Source organism: Mesorhizobium sp. B2-4-19 (genome assembly GCF_006441315.1).
In the GTDB taxonomy this organism is placed as follows: domain Bacteria; phylum Pseudomonadota; class Alphaproteobacteria; order Rhizobiales; family Rhizobiaceae; genus Mesorhizobium.
Window position 1 is genome coordinate 229531 of sequence record NZ_VFUV01000008.1, and the last position, 17173, is coordinate 246703.

General features: G+C 63.8%; 17 protein-coding genes and 1 pseudogene. 9 read left to right on the forward strand and 9 right to left on the reverse strand.

The features are described 5' to 3' along the window. Window positions 1-4 precede the first annotated feature (4 nt). From FJ546_RS31620 to FJ546_RS16585, 8 genes and pseudogenes are all read right to left on the reverse strand, one after another. Window positions 5-270: pseudogene (locus tag FJ546_RS31620) on the reverse strand (short-chain dehydrogenase); the annotation flags it as partial. A 112-nt stretch (window positions 271-382) separates the two neighbouring features. Next, window positions 383-1468, reverse strand: a complete 1086-nt coding sequence (locus FJ546_RS16555; protein WP_140890312.1) for an ABC transporter ATP-binding protein — start codon at window positions 1466-1468, stop codon at window positions 383-385. Further along, the gene (locus FJ546_RS16560; RefSeq protein ID WP_140890313.1) at window positions 1468-2571 is read right to left on the reverse strand and encodes an ABC transporter ATP-binding protein; all 1104 of its coding nucleotides are present in this window, start codon (window positions 2569-2571) and stop codon (window positions 1468-1470) included. The genes FJ546_RS16555 and FJ546_RS16560 overlap by 1 nt, the downstream gene beginning before the upstream one ends. Further along, complete coding sequence (locus tag FJ546_RS16565) at window positions 2568-2792, reverse strand: hypothetical protein (protein ID WP_140890314.1); 225 nt, start codon at window positions 2790-2792, stop codon at window positions 2568-2570. Before FJ546_RS16565 ends, FJ546_RS16560 begins: the two co-directional genes overlap by 4 nt. Further along, entirely contained in the window at window positions 2789-3748 is a 960-nt protein-coding gene (locus FJ546_RS16570) for a carbohydrate ABC transporter permease (RefSeq protein ID WP_013892904.1), read from the reverse strand. Before FJ546_RS16570 ends, FJ546_RS16565 begins: the two co-directional genes overlap by 4 nt. Before the next feature lies 1 nt (window position 3749). Then, a complete protein-coding gene (locus FJ546_RS16575) occupies window positions 3750-4655 on the reverse strand; it encodes a sugar ABC transporter permease (protein WP_140890315.1) in 906 nt (301 codons plus the stop codon). Between the two features lie 69 nt (window positions 4656-4724). Next, window positions 4725-6041, reverse strand: a complete 1317-nt coding sequence (locus FJ546_RS16580; protein WP_140890316.1) for an ABC transporter substrate-binding protein — start codon at window positions 6039-6041, stop codon at window positions 4725-4727. Between the two features lie 359 nt (window positions 6042-6400). Continuing rightward, a complete protein-coding gene (locus tag FJ546_RS16585) occupies window positions 6401-7096 on the reverse strand; it encodes a TetR/AcrR family transcriptional regulator (RefSeq protein WP_140890317.1) in 696 nt (231 codons plus the stop codon). A gap of 52 nt (window positions 7097-7148) precedes the next feature. Between FJ546_RS16585 and FJ546_RS16590 the strand changes: the two genes are divergently transcribed. The 3 genes from FJ546_RS16590 to FJ546_RS16600 are packed head-to-tail and all read left to right on the forward strand — an operon-like array spanning window position 7149 to window position 9644. Then, complete coding sequence (locus FJ546_RS16590; protein WP_140890318.1) at window positions 7149-8345, forward strand: Tm-1-like ATP-binding domain-containing protein; 1197 nt, start codon at window positions 7149-7151, stop codon at window positions 8343-8345. Window positions 8346-8356: 11 nt separating this feature from the next. Next, entirely contained in the window at window positions 8357-9223 is an 867-nt protein-coding gene (locus tag FJ546_RS16595; protein WP_140890319.1) for a phosphoenolpyruvate hydrolase family protein, read from the forward strand. Between the two features lie 4 nt (window positions 9224-9227). Then, the gene (locus FJ546_RS16600; protein ID WP_140890320.1) at window positions 9228-9644 is read left to right on the forward strand and encodes a cupin domain-containing protein; all 417 of its coding nucleotides are present in this window, start codon (window positions 9228-9230) and stop codon (window positions 9642-9644) included. Between the two features lie 171 nt (window positions 9645-9815). Here FJ546_RS16600 and FJ546_RS16605 read toward each other — a convergent pair whose 3' ends face one another. Then, window positions 9816-11006, reverse strand: coding sequence for a Xaa-Pro peptidase family protein (locus FJ546_RS16605; protein WP_140890321.1), 1191 nt, complete (start codon window positions 11004-11006; stop codon window positions 9816-9818). 373 nt (window positions 11007-11379) lie between these two features. Between FJ546_RS16605 and FJ546_RS16610 the strand changes: the two genes are divergently transcribed. From FJ546_RS16610 to FJ546_RS16635, 6 genes are all read left to right on the forward strand, one after another. Then, window positions 11380-12990 (forward strand): ABC transporter substrate-binding protein, encoded by a 1611-nt coding sequence (locus tag FJ546_RS16610; RefSeq protein WP_140890322.1) that lies wholly within the window; start codon window positions 11380-11382, stop codon window positions 12988-12990. Window positions 12991-13115: 125 nt separating this feature from the next. Further along, on the forward strand, window positions 13116-14102 hold the full coding sequence (locus tag FJ546_RS16615; protein ID WP_140890323.1) for an ABC transporter permease: 987 nt from the start codon (window positions 13116-13118) through the stop codon (window positions 14100-14102). After that, window positions 14099-14929 (forward strand): ABC transporter permease, encoded by an 831-nt coding sequence (locus FJ546_RS16620; protein WP_140890324.1) that lies wholly within the window; start codon window positions 14099-14101, stop codon window positions 14927-14929. The genes FJ546_RS16615 and FJ546_RS16620 overlap by 4 nt, the downstream gene beginning before the upstream one ends. Next, window positions 14926-15813, forward strand: coding sequence for an ABC transporter ATP-binding protein (locus FJ546_RS16625; protein ID WP_181167960.1), 888 nt, complete (start codon window positions 14926-14928; stop codon window positions 15811-15813). The genes FJ546_RS16620 and FJ546_RS16625 overlap by 4 nt, the downstream gene beginning before the upstream one ends. Beyond that, window positions 15810-16595, forward strand: coding sequence for an ATP-binding cassette domain-containing protein (locus FJ546_RS16630; protein ID WP_140890325.1), 786 nt, complete (start codon window positions 15810-15812; stop codon window positions 16593-16595). Before FJ546_RS16625 ends, FJ546_RS16630 begins: the two co-directional genes overlap by 4 nt. Further along, a complete protein-coding gene (locus FJ546_RS16635) occupies window positions 16592-17098 on the forward strand; it encodes an L-2-amino-thiazoline-4-carboxylic acid hydrolase (RefSeq protein ID WP_140890326.1) in 507 nt (168 codons plus the stop codon). The genes FJ546_RS16630 and FJ546_RS16635 overlap by 4 nt, the downstream gene beginning before the upstream one ends. The last annotated feature ends 75 nt before the right edge of the window (window positions 17099-17173 follow it).

The following is a 17173-nucleotide window of genomic DNA, read 5'->3' on the forward strand; positions in this document are numbered from 1 at the left end:
TGCCTTACCGGTAAGCCGTTGCATCGGCGGGTTTGCCGGCGTCCTGGACCCTCCGGCACATAGCGCCAGGCATCGGGCCGCGAACCGTCGAGATCGGTAACGCGATGGACTTGCGCCAGCCCGCCGCTGGACAGCGATCGCCCGTTCCAGCGCGAACGGTCCGGATCCGCCGCCAAAGCAGCAACGGCACGGCCGACAAAGCGGGCGTCTCCGAAATGACGAAATGCGGCACCTTGCCGTTGCATCGCGCCAATTCTCCTCGCGCACCCCAATGACACCCCAATGAGATGCATGACGACGCCTGCCTGTCCGAAACCGAGTGCGTGATCTTGCTGATCAACGAGACGCCCCACGAGACCTACCTGGCGAACCAACCGGGCCTCTACCCGGCGTGCCGCAAGCTGACACCGCTGCCCTTGTCGAACAGCACCACCTTGTCCGGGTTCCAGGCAAAGCGCACCGGCTGCTCGATGGCGACATCGGTCCTTGCCGGCACCGTGGCGCGCAACGTCGTATCGCCGACGCGCAGCGTCAGGATCTTTTCGACGCCATGGTTCTCGACATCATGGACGCGCGCTTCGACCGGCGCGCCGCTCTCGAGATAGACGTCTTCCGGACGGATGCCGAAGACGAGCGGGCGACCGTCGGCCGCCGCACTCGCCTTGGCTCCCCCCGCAAAGGGCAGTTCGAAATTCAACGGCGCCATTACCGCGCGGCCGTTCACCAGCTTGCCGTCGATGAGGTTCATCGGCGGCGAGCCGACGAAGCTCGCCACATAGGTGTCGCGCGGATTGTTGTAGATCTCGTGCGGGGTGCCGGTCTGGACGATGCGGCCGTGGTTCAAGACGCCGACCTTGTCGCCCATCGACATCGCCTCGATCTGGTCGTGGGTAACGAACAGGAAGGTGGCGCCGAGTTGTATCTGCAGGTTCTTCAGTTCCGTGCGCAGCGCCTCGCGCAGCTTGGCGTCGAGTGCCGACAGCGGCTCGTCCATCAGGAACACGCGCGGCTTGCGCACGATGGCGCGGCCGATCGAGACCCGCTGCATCTCGCCGCCTGACAGGCGGTCGGTCTTGCGATCGAGCAGATGTTCGATCCGCAGCGTACGGGCCGCGCGGTCGACCCGGTCCTTGATCTCGGCATCGGGCAGCCTGCGGATCTTCGGCTTCAGCGGAAACTCGAGATTCTCGCGCACCGTGTAGCGCGGATAGAGCGAGTACTGCTGCAGGACCAGCGCCACGTCACGCTCGGCCGCCCCCCAGTCAGCAACGTCGACACCGTCGATCAGGACCTGGCCTTCGCTGGGTTTTTCGAGGCCTGCGATCAGCCGCAGCGTCGTCGTCTTGCCGGCACCCGTCTCGCCCAGCAGCACGAAGAACTCGCCGTCGGCGATGTCGAGATCGAGCCCGGTCAACGCAGTGTGGTTGCCGAAGCTCTTGGAGATGTTCTTGAGCTGGATATGGGCCATCAGAGCCTCACCTCAAGCGACCTGCCGCTTGCCTTGTCGAAGAAATGCGCCTGCGTCGGATCGATCCGGGCAAAGACCTTCTCGCCGGGGCCCGAGATGAAGCCGCTCTTGGTGCGGGCTCGCAGCATGTTGGAGCCGACCTTCAGGTCGACGATGTCGAAGGAACCGAGCGGCTCGACGATCTGCGTCTCGACGGCCATGAACCCGTCGGCCGCCTCACGGCGAATGAGCACGCCTTCCGGCCGGATGCCGAGCGCCAGTTGACCGCCGGCATGACCGTTGAGCTTCGACAGCAGCGCGCGCGGAAACTCGAAGCCGGTGGCCGCGTCGCCGACGGTCACCGATGCGGACGCGGCTTTCTCGGCCACCGCCGCGTCGGCGACATTCATCACCGGGCTGCCGACGAATTGCGCCACGAACAGATTGGCCGGGCGCGAATAGACCTCGTCCGGTGAGCCCACCTGCTGCAGCACGCCTTCATGCATGATGACGATGCGGTCGGCGAGACTCATCGCCTCGATCTGGTCGTGCGTGACATAGATGGTGGTCGAGCCCTGCTTGATGTGCAGCCGCTTGATCTCGGCCCGCATCTCCTCGCGCAGCTTGGCATCGAGCGCACCGATCGGCTCGTCCATCAGCATCGCCTTCGGCCGCCGCACCAGCGCCCGGCCAATGGCGACGCGCTGCATGTCGCCGCCCGACAGCGCCGACGGCTTCTTGCCGAGCAGATCCGTTATCTGCAGCGTCTTGGCGACCGAGCGCACCTCGCTGTCGATCTCCGCCTTGCTCTTGCGCGTGGCGCGCAAGGGGAAGGCGATGTTCTCGTAGACGCTCATATGCGGGTAGAGCGAGAACGACTGGAACACCATGGCGATGTCGCGGTCGGCCGCCTTCAGGTGCTGGACCGGCTTGCCGTCGATGAGGATGTCGCCCTCGTCGATCGTTTCCAGCCCGGCGATCGCGCGCAGTGTCGTCGTCTTGCCGCAACCCGATTGGCCGAGCAGCACGATGAACTCGTTGTCTGATATTTTGAGGTTGAGGTCCTTGATGACCTGGACGGCGCCGAAGAATTTCTGGACGCCGCGAAGCTCGATCTGTGTCAATGCTGTGCTCCCGGATTTCGCGCGGCATGACCGGTGCCGGCCTCCTCCTCGGGCGCGATCTTCGAAGTGATGTTGAAGCCGATCAGCCCGATCAGGATGATGGTCAGGCCGTATGTGTGCAGCACCATGTTCCAGGGCTGGCAGAGTGCCACGATGCCGAGCACCATGAGCACCTGCGAACCGGGCTCCAGATATTTCTGATTGATGGCGCGAAAGCTCATTTGCGGATCGCTCCGAAGGACATGCCGCGCAACAGATGATTGCGGAGCAGGAAGGTGAAGATGGCGACCGGCAGCAGGAACAGGAAGGTTCCGGCGGCGATCACCGTCCAGTCGGGCAGGCCGGAGCCGACCTGGCTGGGAATGAAGGGCGGTGCTGTCTGGGCGCGGCGGTTGGTCATGATCAGCGCGAAGGCATACTCGTTCCACGCCGTGATGAAGCAGAACACAGCAGTGGCGGCGATGCCGGTGGCGGCCTCGGGCAGCACGATCTTGAAGAAGGCTTCCATGCGCGTGTAGCCGTCGACGAGAGCCGCTTCCTCATACTCCTTCGGGATTTCGTCCATGAAACCCTTCATCAGCCACACCGAGAAGGACAGGTTGAAGGCGGTGTAGAGGATGATCAGGCCGACATGGGTGTCGTTGAGGCCGACCGCCCGGTACATCAGGAACATCGGGATCGCCACCACCACCGGCGGCAGCATGCGTGTCGACAGGATGAAGAAGAGCAGATCCGCCTCCCCCTTCACCTTGAAGCGCGAGAAGCCATAGGCGGTAAATGTGCCCATGCCGACCGCCAGCACCGTTGACGTGATGGCGATGATCAGCGAGTTCAGGAAGCGGCTTGGATAGCCCGACCACTGCACTTGGCCTTTGCCGTCGCGCACGATCTTCTCGCCGCCATCGAAAACGACGCGCTCCCACCACGGCGCCGCCGCGTATTCTTCCGGCGTCGGCGGGCTGCGCAATTGCGAGCGCTTGGTGAACAGCTTCACGAACGGCGAAATTTCCGGCTGGAAGACCACCGTCGGCGGGATGGTGGTGGCCAGGTTGCGCGGCTTGAATGCCGTCGAGGCGATCCAGTAGATCGGCGCGAGGAAGATGATCGTCACCAACAGCACGGCGACGATGGCGACGCGGTTGAAGCCGATTTCGGAAGAAGTGCGGACTGCCGCCATCTCAGCGCTCCTTCACCTTGTTGAGGTATTTGACGTAGATGTTGGTGATGGCCAGCACCATGATCAGCACGATGTAGGCCATCGCGCAGGAACGTCCGGTCTGCCATTCCTGGAACGCCATCTTATAGAGCCGGATCGAGATCAGTTCGGCCGTCGGCTGGCTGGTCAGGATGTAGGCGAGGTCGAAGGTCTTGAACGCTTCCATGGTACGGAAAATGATCGCGATCATCAGGATCGGCGCCACCAGCGGCAGCGTGATGCGGAAGAAGGTATAAAACGGTCCGGCGCGGTCGATCGCGGCGGCCTCGTAGAGATGTTTCGGCACCGCCGAGAGGCCTGCCAGCGACAGCAGCATGACGAAAGGTGACCACATCCAGATGTCGGTCAGCGCCACGGCGTAGAGCGCCATCTTGGGGTCGGCCAGCCACTCGAAATTGCCGAGCCCGAGCGCATAGTTGATGACGCCCCATGACGGGTCGTAGAGAAGCTTCCAGAACAGCCCGACGACAGCCATCGACAGCATCATCGGCAGCAGCAGCAGCGTGGTGATAAGGCCCTTGAGCGGGATGTCCCGGTTGAGCAGCATCGCCACGCCGAAGCCGACAAGCAGCTGGCCGGCGACGGAGATGATGACGTATTTCGCGGTGATGGCGAAATTGGACCAGACATAGGGATCGTTGAGCAGGTCGCGATAATTCTGCAGCCCGACGAAATTCGCCGGCGCGTTGGTCGACGCGCGGAAGTCGGTGAAGGAATAACCAAGCGAATAGATCAGCGGAAAGATGTTGAAGACGATCAGGAACAGGACCGTCGGGATAATGAAGAGGTTGCGGATCGAAATGTCGCTCAGGCCGCGCGCGGCCGCCCGCGAGGACCTCTCCAGTGTCGTGATCATCGTGGTCGCCAAGACCCCTGCTCCTGTTTGCAGAAAAAGAAACGGAGGAGGCACCAACGCCCCCTCCGTGATGCATGGTTGTTACTGAACGCGGCCGTACTTCTTGAACGTCGCGTTCCAGTCGGCAGCCAGAGCGTCCAGCGTTTGCTTGGCGGTGCCTTCGCCGCCGATCATGTAGGGATAGACGCGCTGGTTGAGCTGCTGCAGCAGTTCGGCATATTCCGGCACGGCCCAGAAATCCTTCACCTTGAACATGGTCTCATAGAAGGCCTTGTTGTAAGGCGTGGCGCTTTGGAATTCCGGCGATTTGAGCACCGCCGCGCTGCAGGTATAGCCGCCAAGCGCTGCCCACTTCTTCTGGGTCTCGTCCTTGATGAACCATTCAAGGAACTTCATCGCCTCGTCCTGCTTCTTGGAGTACGAGATGACGGAAATGCCCTGACCGCCGAGTGCGGCGAACTGGTCGCCATTCGGTCCCGGCGGGTTGGCGAAGAAGCCGGTGTTCTTGGCGTTCGGGTTCGACGCCTCGTTGATCAGCGAGGGGAAGAACGCGAAGAAGTTCATGCTCATCGCCGCCAGGTTCTCGGTGATCGCCTGGTTGTCCTCGACGAAGAACGATTTGGCCCAGCCCGGAGGCGTGAACTTGTAGAGTTCCTTGTAGGCGTCGAGCGCGGCGACGGCCTTGTCGGAATTGATGTGACCGTCGACCTTGTAAGTCGAATAGTCACCCAACTCGCCGCCATAGGAGAACAACGCGTTCTCGAAGCCCATTGCCATCGCATCATAGGAATTGTCGGTGTAGATGGCGATGCCGTAGCGCTTCTGGTCGGGCCGATGGAAGAACTCGGCGATGTCGCGCAGCGCCTTGAAATCCTTCGGCACGTCGAGGTCGTAGCCATATTTGGCCTTGAAGGCTTCCTTCTCCTTGGGATCCTCGAACCAGTCCTTGCGGTAGGACCAGCCGACGGCATCGCCTTCGAGCGGTATGGCCCAGTACTTGCCGCTGTTGCCGGGATATTCGGCATAGTATTTCACCGTCGCCGGCGCCATGACATTGCCGAGGTCGTGCTTCTTGAAGAAGTCCGTCAGGTCGACATAGTGGCCACCGGTCGAGCCGGCGCCCAGCCACTGCGAGTCGCCGACGACCAGGTCATAGGCATCGCCATGGGCGTTGAACTCGGTGAAGGCCTTTGTCTGGAAATCGGACCAGGGTGTGGTCTCGACCGTGATCTTGACGCCGGTTTCCTTCTCGTACTCGTTGCCGAGTTCCTGCAGATAGTTGGCCGGATCCCATTCCGCCCAGAAGATGGTGAGCGACTTTTCCTGCGCGTAGACGGACGTTCCGCAGGCAAGCGTTAAGCCGATACCAGCAAGCACGCTGGTCACTAACTTGCGCATAATGATTTCCTCCCTTGTGCGCATTCTACCCTGTCATGCGAGCCGGCAACGGGGCCGGCTCCGGTAGTTCCTCCCGTGATCGCACCTTTCCGGTTTCGGGCCTCCTCGCCCTACCGGAAAATGGACCGCAACCCTCATTTTTGATCCACTTTTCTTTTCTAATCTGGTATTACCAATTCCGCATCGACGTCAAGCCCTTTCTTGGAAGAAGAGCCTGGCCATTCCGGCGGAATTCAAGCTTTATCTGCCTGTTTTCCAATGTTTTTCCTAGTCAGTGATACGCTGAGGCGTTGCACACACCCCCGCGTCCGGGATAATATTGATAGTCGGCATGCAAATCTGGTCGAACCAGATAGGTCCTACTCCACGACCAGCCGCGAACCGTCGCCGCCTCCTTCATCGATCGATTCCGCCACCGCCGCGCGCACCAGGGCGCCTGCCGCCCATTGCGCGACAGACCGCGTCCTGCGGCTGTCCAGGCCCCATATATCCTTGAGCACGATCAGCACCTCGACGCCGAAGATCAGCGACAGCGCCTGCGCCAGGCGCTTGAAATCGCGCGGCGGCAAATGGCCCTGGAGCGGCGCGATCGCCTGTTGCAGCAAATCGACGCGATGACCGCGCGTGAAGGCCGGCTCACCGCCTAGCGTGCCGGCCTGGCGTTGCGCCCATTGATCGAGCGACAGTTTCAGCGCCGCCTTGAACGTTGCCTCAAAAGCCTCGATGCGCGGCATGGCCGTGTCGAACAGCTCCGCCACCCGGCGCTCGGCGTCCGCCGAGGTCGACTGCCAGGTTAGGATCGGACCCAGCCCCTCGTCGACGACGGCCTGCACCAATGCCGCCTGGCTCGGGAAATATCGGTAGGCGGTGGCGCGGGAAACTTCCGCCGCTTCCGCCACCTCGCTGACCGACGGCGTCACGCCCGCCTGCATCAGCCGTGTCGCCGTCTCCAGCATCAGCCGTTTGGTGCGCGCCCGGGGTCCACGCTCGGCGGCCTGGCCGCTTCCCCGCTCGGTGTCGCCCGTTGTTGTGGATCGTTGACGTGAGACATCCATGTCAATATGATACGCGCGTCTCAAAAATTTGCAATGACCTTGGAAGGCGCCAATGAAGCGCATCTATGTGGTGGGCACCGCTGACACCAAGGGTGAGGAGCTCGCCTTCCTGGCCGATGCGATTGCCGCAACCGGCGCCAATGTTTGCCGCGTCGATGTCGGAACACGCGACGCAACGGTCCCGGTCGATATTGCGGCGAAGGACGTCGCCGGTCACCATCCGCGCGGCCACGCGGCCGTGCTCGGCGGCGATGACCGTGGCACCGCGGTAGCCGGCATGGGCGTCGCCTTCACCCGCTTCGTCCAGTCGCGAAACGACATCGCCGCCGTGATCGGCATTGGCGGCGGCGGCGGCACGTCGATCATCACAGCGGGCATGCGCGCGCTGCCGCTTGGCCTGCCGAAAATCATGGTCTCGACGCTCGCCTCGGGCGACACGGCCCCCTATGTCGATGTCTCCGACATCATCATGATGCCGTCGGTGACCGACATGGCCGGGCTGAACCGGCTCTCCCGCGTGGTGCTGCACAATGCCGCCCAGGCGATATCGGGCATGGCGGCAAGACCGGCGCCGCCGCCCGACGGCAAGCCGTCGATCGGGTTGACCATGTTCGGCGTCACCACGCCTTGCGTCACCGCCATCGCCGACCAGCTTCGCACCGCGTACGACTGCATGGTCTTCCACGCCACCGGCACCGGCGGCCGCAGCATGGAAAAGCTGGCCGACAGCGGCCTGCTGTCCGGTGTCATCGACATCACCACGACAGAGGTCTGCGACCTGTTGTTCGGCGGCGTGCTGCCGGCGACGGAAGACCGCTTCGGCGCGATGGCCCGCACCGGCCTGCCCTATGTCGGCTCGGTCGGCGCGCTCGACATGGTCAATTTCTGGGCGCCTTCGACCATTCCGGAACGCTATCGCGGACGGCTGTTCTACGAGCACAATCCCAACGTCACGCTGATGCGCACGAGCGCGGACGAATGCCGCTCGATCGGCGAGTGGATCGGCACCAGGCTCGCCTTTTGCGAGGGGCCGGTGCATTTTCTCATTCCGGAGAAGGGCGTCTCGGCGCTCGACATCGAGGGGGGCGCCTTCTTCGATCCGCAGGCCGACGCCGTACTGTTCGACGCCATCGAGTTCTCGATCAAGCCGAGTGCGACGCGCCGCGTCACGCGCTTGCCATTGCACATCAACGACCCCGAATTCGCCAAGGCCGCGGTCGCGGCTTTCCTCGACATCGCCAGGCACTGAGGTTCAAAAACATGCCCGCAATACCGCGCAAGGACATACTGAAGAAATTCAGGGGAATGATCGACAAGGGCGTGCCGATCGTCGGCGGTGGCGCCGGCACCGGCCTGTCGGCCAAGGCCGAGGAGGCCGGCGGCATAGACCTGATCATCATTTACAATTCCGGTCGCTACCGCATGGCCGGGCGCGGCTCGGCCGCCGGCCTGCTCGCCTATGGCAATGCCAATGAGATCGTCAAGGAAATGGCCTATGAGGTGCTGCCGGTGGTCAGGCACACGCCGGTGCTGGCCGGCGTCAACGGCACCGACCCGTTCGTCATCATGCCGCTGCTTCTGGCCGAGCTGAAGACGATGGGCTTTTCCGGGGTGCAGAATTTTCCGACCATCGGCCTGTTCGACGGCGGCATGCGGCAGAGTTTCGAGGAGACCGGCATGGGCTTCGGGCTCGAGGTCGACATGATCGCCGAGGCGCACAAGCTCGACCTCTTGACCACGCCCTATGTCTTCAACCCGGACGAGGCGCGCGCCATGACCAAGGCCGGCGCCGACATCGTGGTCGCCCATATGGGCGTGACGACTGGCGGCTCGATCGGCGCTACCTCGGCCAAGTCGCTCGACGATTGCGTCGTCGCGATCGACGCCATCGCCGACGCCGCCCGCTCGGTGCGCAAGGACGTCATCCTGCTTTGCCATGGCGGGCCGATCTCGATGCCGGATGACGCCCGCTACATTCTCCCCCAGGCCAAGGGCCTGCACGGCTTCTATGGCGCGAGTTCGATGGAGCGGCTGCCGGCGGAAGCCGCGATCGCCAGGCAGACGGCCGATTTCAAGGCGGTGACGCTCGGTGGTGAGAAGACCAAGCCAAAGAAAAAGAAGGGATGAGACCATGACCGACAAGACCAAGGTGTTTGTCTATCCGAAGGACGTCAGTACCTTCGGCTTCGATTGGGGCCGACTGGCCCTGACAGTCGCTCCGGAAGTGAATGGCGCCACCCGTTTTTCCGGCGGTGTCGTCGACCTGCCCTCCGGCAAGGGCCACACCCGCCACAACCATCCAGGCGCCGAGGAAATCATCTTCGTCATCTCCGGCCATGGCGAGCAGATGGTCGAGGACGAGAAGGGCAATCCGGTGGTCGCGAAGGTCGGCCCCGGCTGCACCATCTATGTGCCGGAGAGCCGCTTCCATTCGACGCTGAATACGGGCGACGGGCCGATGCAGCTCTTCGTCGTCTACTCGCCCGCCGGCCCGGAACTGGCTCTGCGCGACCTGCCGGACTTCAGGCTGATTCCCGTGGGGCAGTGATGAACTTTTTATAGGCCGGCGCCGCCCCTCATTGTCCTGCCGGACATTTCTCCCCGTAGAACGGAGAAAGACGCTGTCATCGACGATTTCGCCAGTCGCCAGAACTGTCCCTTCTCCCGGTTCTACGGGAAGAAGGTGCCGGCAGACGGATGAGGGGCGCCGGCCTTGGTCTTATAAGGTCCCGCCCCTGTTCCACCCCCGACCCCGGTCGCCGAACATCACATAGCCGGCGTCTGTCACCGCAAGCGTGTCCTCCAGCTTGATGAAGCCGCGCGTTGGGTGAAGCATGGTCGTCTCGACCGACAGCACCATGTTCTTTTCCAGCGGCTTTGCCGCATAGGTGCCTTCATAGGCCACCGGGTGGTTGGTCATCAGGAACGGCGCTTCATGCGTGATCAGCCCCATGCCATGGGCGAAGAAATCCGTATAGGACGCAACCTTCGACCCCTTCAGCACACCCTCGGCGTGAGAAATCATGTCGCCGCCCAGCGTGCCGGCTTTCACCTTGGAGAACGCCGCCTGCTGCACGGTTTCGACCTCGGCCAGCAGGTCCTCGAGTTCGGCATCTGACTCGCCCAGAATGCCCATGCGGCAGAGGTCGCCGATGTAGCCGTGATAATTGCCGCCGGAATCGATCGACAGCACCTCGCCCTTGTTCCATGCCTGCGGCGAGGCGGCGCGGTTGTGGCTGGAGCCCAGCGTCAGCAGGCAATATTCGAAATGCGCGCCGCGATTGGTCTCCTCGCGCCGCAGCTGTTCGATCATCTCGGCCTTGGTCGTGCCTTCGCGCGCCCAGGCGATGGTTGCCAGCATGGAATCGGTGATCAGTTCGGAGGCGGTGCGCAGTTTCTCCAGCTCCGCATCGGTCTTGATGGCGCGCATGCGCTCCAGCATGTCGGTCGCGTCGATCAGCTTTGCATCCGGCAACGCCTTGCGGATCAGCGTGTAGGCGTCCGATGGCAGGAAGCCGGGCTCGATGCCGAGGCGCGCACTCGTCTTGCCGATCTTTTGCAGATGTTCGACGGCAAGGTTGGCGGCGTCGAGCGTGCCCCAGCAGGCGGCATGCAGCGTCGGCGTCCAGAACGGGTTGTTCTGATGCTCGCCGCCTTCCATGCGGTTGCCGATATAGGCCGCGTGATCCGGTCCGCCTTTTTCGTAGACGACGATCGGCAGGTAGCGGCTGTGGCCGATCGCATCCATGGCTGCGAAGAAGATGAATTTGTAGCCGCCCAGCAGATACTGTGTGTTGTGCTTGGAGGTCGCGAGCAGCACATCGATGCCAGCCTCCTCCATCAGCCGGTCGATCCTGGCCTGGTCGAACGGAATATTGCTGACGGCATTTTTGCCCGGCGCAATGTTCATCTCTCTCTCCCTGAATTTGCCTGGGATCGACGCTGTTCCGCTGCCAATCCCCTGGCTGCGGATCAAATCTGCACCATTTTGCCCGCCCTGGTCTAGCCAGAAATATGCCAACGGCGCAGCCAAACGGTCACCAAGTCGTCATCCGTCGCATATTCGCCAAATCTGGTCCTACCAGATAGATCGGATTGAACCCTTTCTCTTGAACTGGTCCAGCGGACGAAAATTTCAAAGCCAAGCAAGGATGCGCCAATTCCGTCTCTGGCGAAACCCATGACAAGGCCCATAATCGCTCTCGCAAGGATGTCGATGCACGCGCCGGCATTCGAGGGGTGTTGTCGCGCCGATCGGGTCGCGGAGAGGACGGAGTTCGATCATGTCAGGTTTCACGATTTCGAGACGCAAGATGCTTGCCGGCTCGGCGATGCTGCTGGCCTCCACGGCCATGCCGACATTGGGCTGGGCGCAGACGCCCAAGAAGGGCGGCCGGCTGGTGCTCGCCGCCGATTCCGAGCCGCGCAACCTCAACCCGGCAATCGTCGCCTCCAACGGCGTCTTCTTCATCTCCAGCAAGATCGTCGAGACGCTGGCCGAAGCCTCCTTCGACGGCAAGGACGGGCTCGCGCCACGCCTGGCGCTGAGCTGGGAAGGTGCCGCCGACGGGTTGTCGGCGACGTTCAAGCTGCGCGAGGGCGTCAAATGGCATGACGGCAAGCCGTTCACCTCGGCCGATGTCGCCTTCTCGGCGCTGCAGGTCTGGAAACCGCTGCAGAATCTCGGCCGCACCGTATTCAAGGATCTGGCCAGCGTCGAGACGCCCGACGATCTCACCGCGGTGTTCAAATTCGCCAAGCCGACGCCGTTCCAGCTGATCCGCAACGCACTGCCGGCGCTGAGCAGCGTCGTGCCGAAGCACATCTACGAGGTCGGCAAGATCGAGGACAATCCGGCCAACACCGCGCCGATCGGCACCGGCCCGTTCAAGTTCGGCGAGTACAAGGCCGGTCAGTACTACCGGCTGACGAAGAACACCGACTATTGGGGCAAGGACGAACCCTATCTCGACGAGATCATCTACCAGGTGCTGCCCGACCGCACCTCGGCCGCCAGCGCGCTGGAAGCCGAGGAGATCCAGCTCGCCGCCTTCTCCGCCGTGCCGCTGGCCGACCTCGACCGCATCTCCAAGGTGCCGGGCCTGAAGGTGATCACCAAGGGCTATGAGGGGCTGACCTACCAGCTCGTCGTCGAGATCAACCATCGCCGCAAGGAACTGGCCGATTTGAAAGTGCGCCAGGCGATAGCGCATGCCATCGACAAGGACTTCGTCGTCAAGACGGTATTCCTCGGCTATGCAGCGACCGCCACCGGCCCGGTGCCGAAGAACGATCCGCAATTCTACACCGCCGATGTCCCGACCTATGCCTTCGACGTTGCCAAGGCCAACGCGCTGCTCGACGAGGCCGGCTACAAGAAGGGTGCTGACGGCAACCGCTTTTCGCTCAAACTTTTGCCGGCGCCCTATTTCAACGAGACCAAGCAGTTCGGCGACTATCTGCGTCAGGCGCTCGCGGCCATCGGCATCGACGCGCAGCTGGTCAACAACGACTCCGCCGCGCATATCAAGGCCGTCTACACCGACCACGCCTTCGACCTCGCCGTCGGTCCGCCGGTGTTCCGCGGCGACCCGGCGATCTCGACCACCATCCTGGTCCAGAGCGGCATTCCCGACGGCGTGCCGTTCTCCAACCAGGGCGGCTACAAGAACGCCGCGCTGGACGCGCTGATCGCCAAGGCCTCCGAAACGCTCGACACGACGGCCCGCACCGACCTCTACAAGGAGTTCCAGAAAGAGGTGGCCGCCGACCTGCCGCTGATCAACGTTGCTGAATGGAGTTTCATCAGCGTCGCGCGCGACACGATCGGCAATATCGCCAACAATCCGCGCTGGGCGGTCTCGAACTGGGCGGACACGTATCTGGCAGGTTGACCTCCAGACTTGCGCATCGCGAATCCGGGTGCTCAGCTTCGACAATGAGAGTCCCCTTGCGCCTCCCTCTGTCCCGCCGGACAGCGCCCAGCTTACCCTCCCCCTTGCGGACAGGGTAAGCGAACGTGACCCGCGCCCTCATCCTTCTCCGCCGCCGTCTCGTCGGCAGCGTCTTCGTGCTGCTGATCGTCGTCATCGGCACGTTCCTGCTGCTCGAAGCCGCCCCCGGCGATGCCGTCGACGCTTATATCGTGTCGACCGGCGGCGACGCCGGCATGATCGAATTGCTGCGTCATCGCTGGGGCCTCGACCAATCGGAACTGACGCGGCTCGCCAATTATCTCTGGGCGCTGCTGCATCTCGATCTCGGCCAGTCGGTGACCTTCTCCAGGCCGATCCGCGACGTGATCCTCGAACGGTTGCCCAACACACTGCTGCTGATGGTCAGCGCCACCGCGCTGTCCTTCGGGCTGGGCTCCGCGCTGGGCATCTATGCCGGCGCAAGGCCCGGCAGCGCCCGCGACCGCGTCCTGTCGATCGGCTCGTTGGCGCTCTATGCCGTGCCGGGTTTCTGGCTCGGCCTGGTGCTGATCGTCGTCTTCGCCGTCGACCTGCGCTGGCTGCCGATCGGCGGCATCGAGACGCTCGCCTCGGACAAGACCGGCCTCGATCGCGTCTCCGACATCGCCATCCATCTCATCCTGCCGGTGGCCGCGCTCGGCTTCATCTATCTCGCGCTCTATCTGCGCATGATGCGCGCCGGCATGGCCGAAGCCTGGCGGCAGGATTTTGTCCTCGCCGCCCGCGCCAGGGGGCTGTCGCGCCGCCGCGTCGTGCTCGCCCACGTCGCCCGCAATGCGCTGCTGCCGCTCATCACCATGCTCGGCCTGCAATCGGCGCAGATGCTGGGCGGCAGCGTCGTCATCGAGAGCGTCTTTTCCGTACCGGGTCTCGGCAGGCTGGCACAGGAAGCGGTGGCTTCGCGCGACACGCCCCTGCTGCTCGGCATCATCCTCACCAGCGCCGTCCTGGTCGTCGTCATCAACCTGCTGGTCGACATCACCTATGCCTTCCTCGATCCGCGCGTCGGTGCCGGCGAGGCCGGCGCATGAGCCTGATCCGCCGTTTCCTGCGCACGCCCGAGGCGGTCGCCGGCGCCATCCTGCTGGCCGCACTGATTGCGGTGGCGCTCATCGCACCGCTGCTGTTTCCCGGCGATCCTCAAGCCATCGCCGGCCCGGCGCTGCTGCCGCCCTTCCAGGACTGGTCGCTGCCGCTCGGCACAGATCGGCTCGGCCGCGACGTGCTGGCCGAACTCTTTCACGGCGCCCGCACCTCGCTCGCTGTCGGCCTTGCGGCTGCGGCGGCGGCACTTGCCATCGGCTCGGTGGTCGGCACGCTTGCCGGCTTTGCCGGCGGCCTCGTCGACGAGGTGCTGATGCGCATCACCGATGCCTTCCAGACCGTGCCGAGCTTCCTGCTGGCGCTGGCCTTCGTCAGCGTCGTTGGCCCATCGCTCGGCATCGTCGTGATCGCCATCGCGCTCGGCACCTGGCCCGGCCCGGCCCGTATCGCCCGCGCGGAAGTCCTCTCCATTCGCGAACGCGACTATGTCGCCAGCGCGCGTGCCATCGGCATGCATCCGCTCGAAATCGCCTTTCGCGAGGTGTTGCCCAACGCCCTGCCGCCGGTGCTGGCAATGTCCTCGGTGATCGTCGCAGCCGCCATCCTCACCGAGGCGGCGCTATCCTTCCTCGGCCTCGGCGACCCTAACCGTGTCACCTGGGGCGGGATGATCGCCGAGGGCCGCGCCGTGCTGCGCACCGCGCCCTTCCTGTCGATCATGCCAGGTATTGCGCTGGTGCTGACAGTGCTCGGCGTCTATCTCGCCGGTGAAGGCATTGTCGAGACGACAGCGGTCAGGAGAGGTCTGTCGTGAGCGCGCTCGCTTCGATCCGCGACCTGACGGTGACCTATCGCCGCGACGGCAACGTTGTGGCGGCGCTGAAGAACATCAGCCTCGACATCGTGGCTGGCGAGCGCCTGGCCATCATCGGCGAAAGCGGCTCCGGCAAGAGCACGCTGGCGCTGGCGATTGCGGGATTGCTGCCGGCGAGCGCCAGAATCGAGGGGCATATCGATTGGCTCACACGCCCATCCTCAACGTTGGGTGCCAAGCCACCCCCCTCTGTCCCAGAGGGGGATCTCGTAGAGCGCAACCCTCAAAAATCCTTCGCCAAACCAAGCCAACCTCCCCTCCTCGGCCGCGACATCGGTTTCGTCTTCCAGGACCCGTCCGCGAGCCTCGATCCCGTGATGACCATCGGCAAACAGATCGCCGAAGTCGCCCGTACCCATCTCGGCCTCACTTGGTCCCAGGCATACGCCAAGGCCAAAACCCTGCTCGAACGCATCCGCCTGCCCGACCCGGACTCGGCCCTGCACGCCTTCCCGCACCAGCTCTCCGGCGGCCAGAAGCAGCGCGCGGCGATCGCCGCCGCTATTGCGGCAAGTCCAACACTGCTGATCGCCGACGAGGCGACCAGCGCGCTCGACACCATCGTGCAGGCAGAGATCGTCGCCTTGATCCGCCAGCTGGTGGCTGAAGACGGCATGACGCTTCTGTTCGTCAGCCATGACATCGCGCTGGCGGCCGAACTCGCCGAGCGTATCGCCGTGTTCCGCCATGGCCAACTCGTCGAACTTGGCACGACGGCACGGATTGTCGACGCCCCAACTCAAGCCTACACCCGCATCTTGCTCGACGCCCATATCGGCCTCGACGCCGTACCGCTGCTGAACCGAGCCGGGCTGTCCGCATGAGCCTGCTCGTCGTGTCCAGCCTCACCAAACGCTACCGTCGCGGCGGCAAGACCGTCATCGCGGTCGACGACGTCTCTTTTCATATCGAGCCCGGCGAAACACTGGCGCTGGCCGGCCCTTCCGGCAGCGGCAAGTCGACGATCGCCCGGCTGGTGCTGCGCCTGATAGAGCCGGACGCTGGCGCCATTGAATTCGAGAGCGACGACTTCCTGGCCTTGCGCGGCGCAACGCTCAGAGCGCGCCGCGCGCGTCTGCAAATGGTGTTCCAGGATCCGCTTGCCGCCTTCAACCCGCGCGCCACCGTGGCGCGTGTCCTCGATGATCCCTTGCGCATCCACGGTATCGCCTCCCGCACCGAGCGGCCGCGCCGCATCGCAGCCTTGCTCGAGCGTGTCGGGCTGGCGGCCGATCTCGCGCCGCGAGCCATCCACGAAATCTCCGGCGGTCAGCGGCAGCGCGTCGCCATCGCCCGCGCCATCGCCACAAGACCATCGCTGATCGTGCTCGACGAGGCGGTCTCGGCACTCGACGTCTCGGTACGCGGCCAGATCCTCGACCTTCTGCTCGACCTGCAAAGGCAGGAACGGATCGCCTATCTCTTCATTTCCCATGATCTCGGCGTCGTGCGCGCCGTCGCCCACCGCGTCATCCTTCTCGATGCCGGACGGATCGCCGAGAGCGGCGATGCCCGCGCCGTCATCGACGCCCCGCAATCGGTCATCGGCAAGGCGTTGGTGGCGGCAGCACCAAGGCTCAAAGGAACCACACAGGACGCATCATGACCGATCCCGAAGCCAGAGCCGAAAAGCTGTCGCGTGAACTCGATTCCGCCTTCCGCAACCGCGCCGACCTCTACCGCCTGTTCCTCGAGGAACTGACCGGAGAGCTGGGTTCCGACAAGGCGCAGGCGATCATGATCCGCGCCATCGAACAGCGCGGCAAGGAAGTGGCGGCGGCGGCCTTCGCCAGCTTCGGTGCCAACGATGCACGCGCCATCGGCGAAGCCTTCCTGGCGGTCAGCCCGGACGGCGGCCTGATGTATCCGACCGATGTCGAACGCGGCGATGACCGCATCGCCTTCAAGGTCAAACGCTGCCCGCTGAAAGACGCCTGGGTCGAGGCAGGCGTCGGTGACGAAAAGCTCGCCACGCTCTGCCGCATCGCCGGCGCCTTCGACCGCGGCCTGTTCGAGGCGACCGGCGTGCGCTTCGACAACGTCACCTGGACGCCCGGCCACGGCTCCGGCTGCTGCCACATCGCGCTGACCAATCGCGATGCCGGCTAAGCAGTTCTAAGGTGTGTTGAGATAGGTGAGCGCCGGCCTACGCCGGCCGTAGCCTTAGCTGCCACGCCATTCACG

Coding starts and splice junctions, on each gene's coding strand:
- FJ546_RS16630 (WP_140890325.1), top strand. CDS start 15,810: ATGAGCCTGCTCGTCGTGTCCAGCCTCACCAAACGCTACCGTCGCGGC.
- FJ546_RS16600 (WP_140890320.1), top strand. CDS start 9,228: ATGACCGACAAGACCAAGGTGTTTGTCTATCCGAAGGACGTCAGTACC.
- FJ546_RS16565 (WP_140890314.1), bottom strand. CDS start 2,792: ATGAGCTTTCGCGCCATCAATCAGAAATATCTGGAGCCCGGTTCGCAG.
- FJ546_RS16605 (WP_140890321.1), bottom strand. CDS start 11,006: ATGAACATTGCGCCGGGCAAAAATGCCGTCAGCAATATTCCGTTCGAC.
- FJ546_RS16585 (WP_140890317.1), bottom strand. CDS start 7,096: ATGGATGTCTCACGTCAACGATCCACAACAACGGGCGACACCGAGCGG.
- FJ546_RS16610 (WP_140890322.1), top strand. CDS start 11,380: ATGTCAGGTTTCACGATTTCGAGACGCAAGATGCTTGCCGGCTCGGCG.
- FJ546_RS16570 (WP_013892904.1), bottom strand. CDS start 3,748: ATGGCGGCAGTCCGCACTTCTTCCGAAATCGGCTTCAACCGCGTCGCC.
- FJ546_RS16555 (WP_140890312.1), bottom strand. CDS start 1,468: ATGGCCCATATCCAGCTCAAGAACATCTCCAAGAGCTTCGGCAACCAC.
- FJ546_RS16635 (WP_140890326.1), top strand. CDS start 16,592: ATGACCGATCCCGAAGCCAGAGCCGAAAAGCTGTCGCGTGAACTCGAT.
- FJ546_RS16590 (WP_140890318.1), top strand. CDS start 7,149: ATGAAGCGCATCTATGTGGTGGGCACCGCTGACACCAAGGGTGAGGAG.
- FJ546_RS16620 (WP_140890324.1), top strand. CDS start 14,099: ATGAGCCTGATCCGCCGTTTCCTGCGCACGCCCGAGGCGGTCGCCGGC.
- FJ546_RS16580 (WP_140890316.1), bottom strand. CDS start 6,041: ATGCGCAAGTTAGTGACCAGCGTGCTTGCTGGTATCGGCTTAACGCTT.
- FJ546_RS16595 (WP_140890319.1), top strand. CDS start 8,357: ATGCCCGCAATACCGCGCAAGGACATACTGAAGAAATTCAGGGGAATG.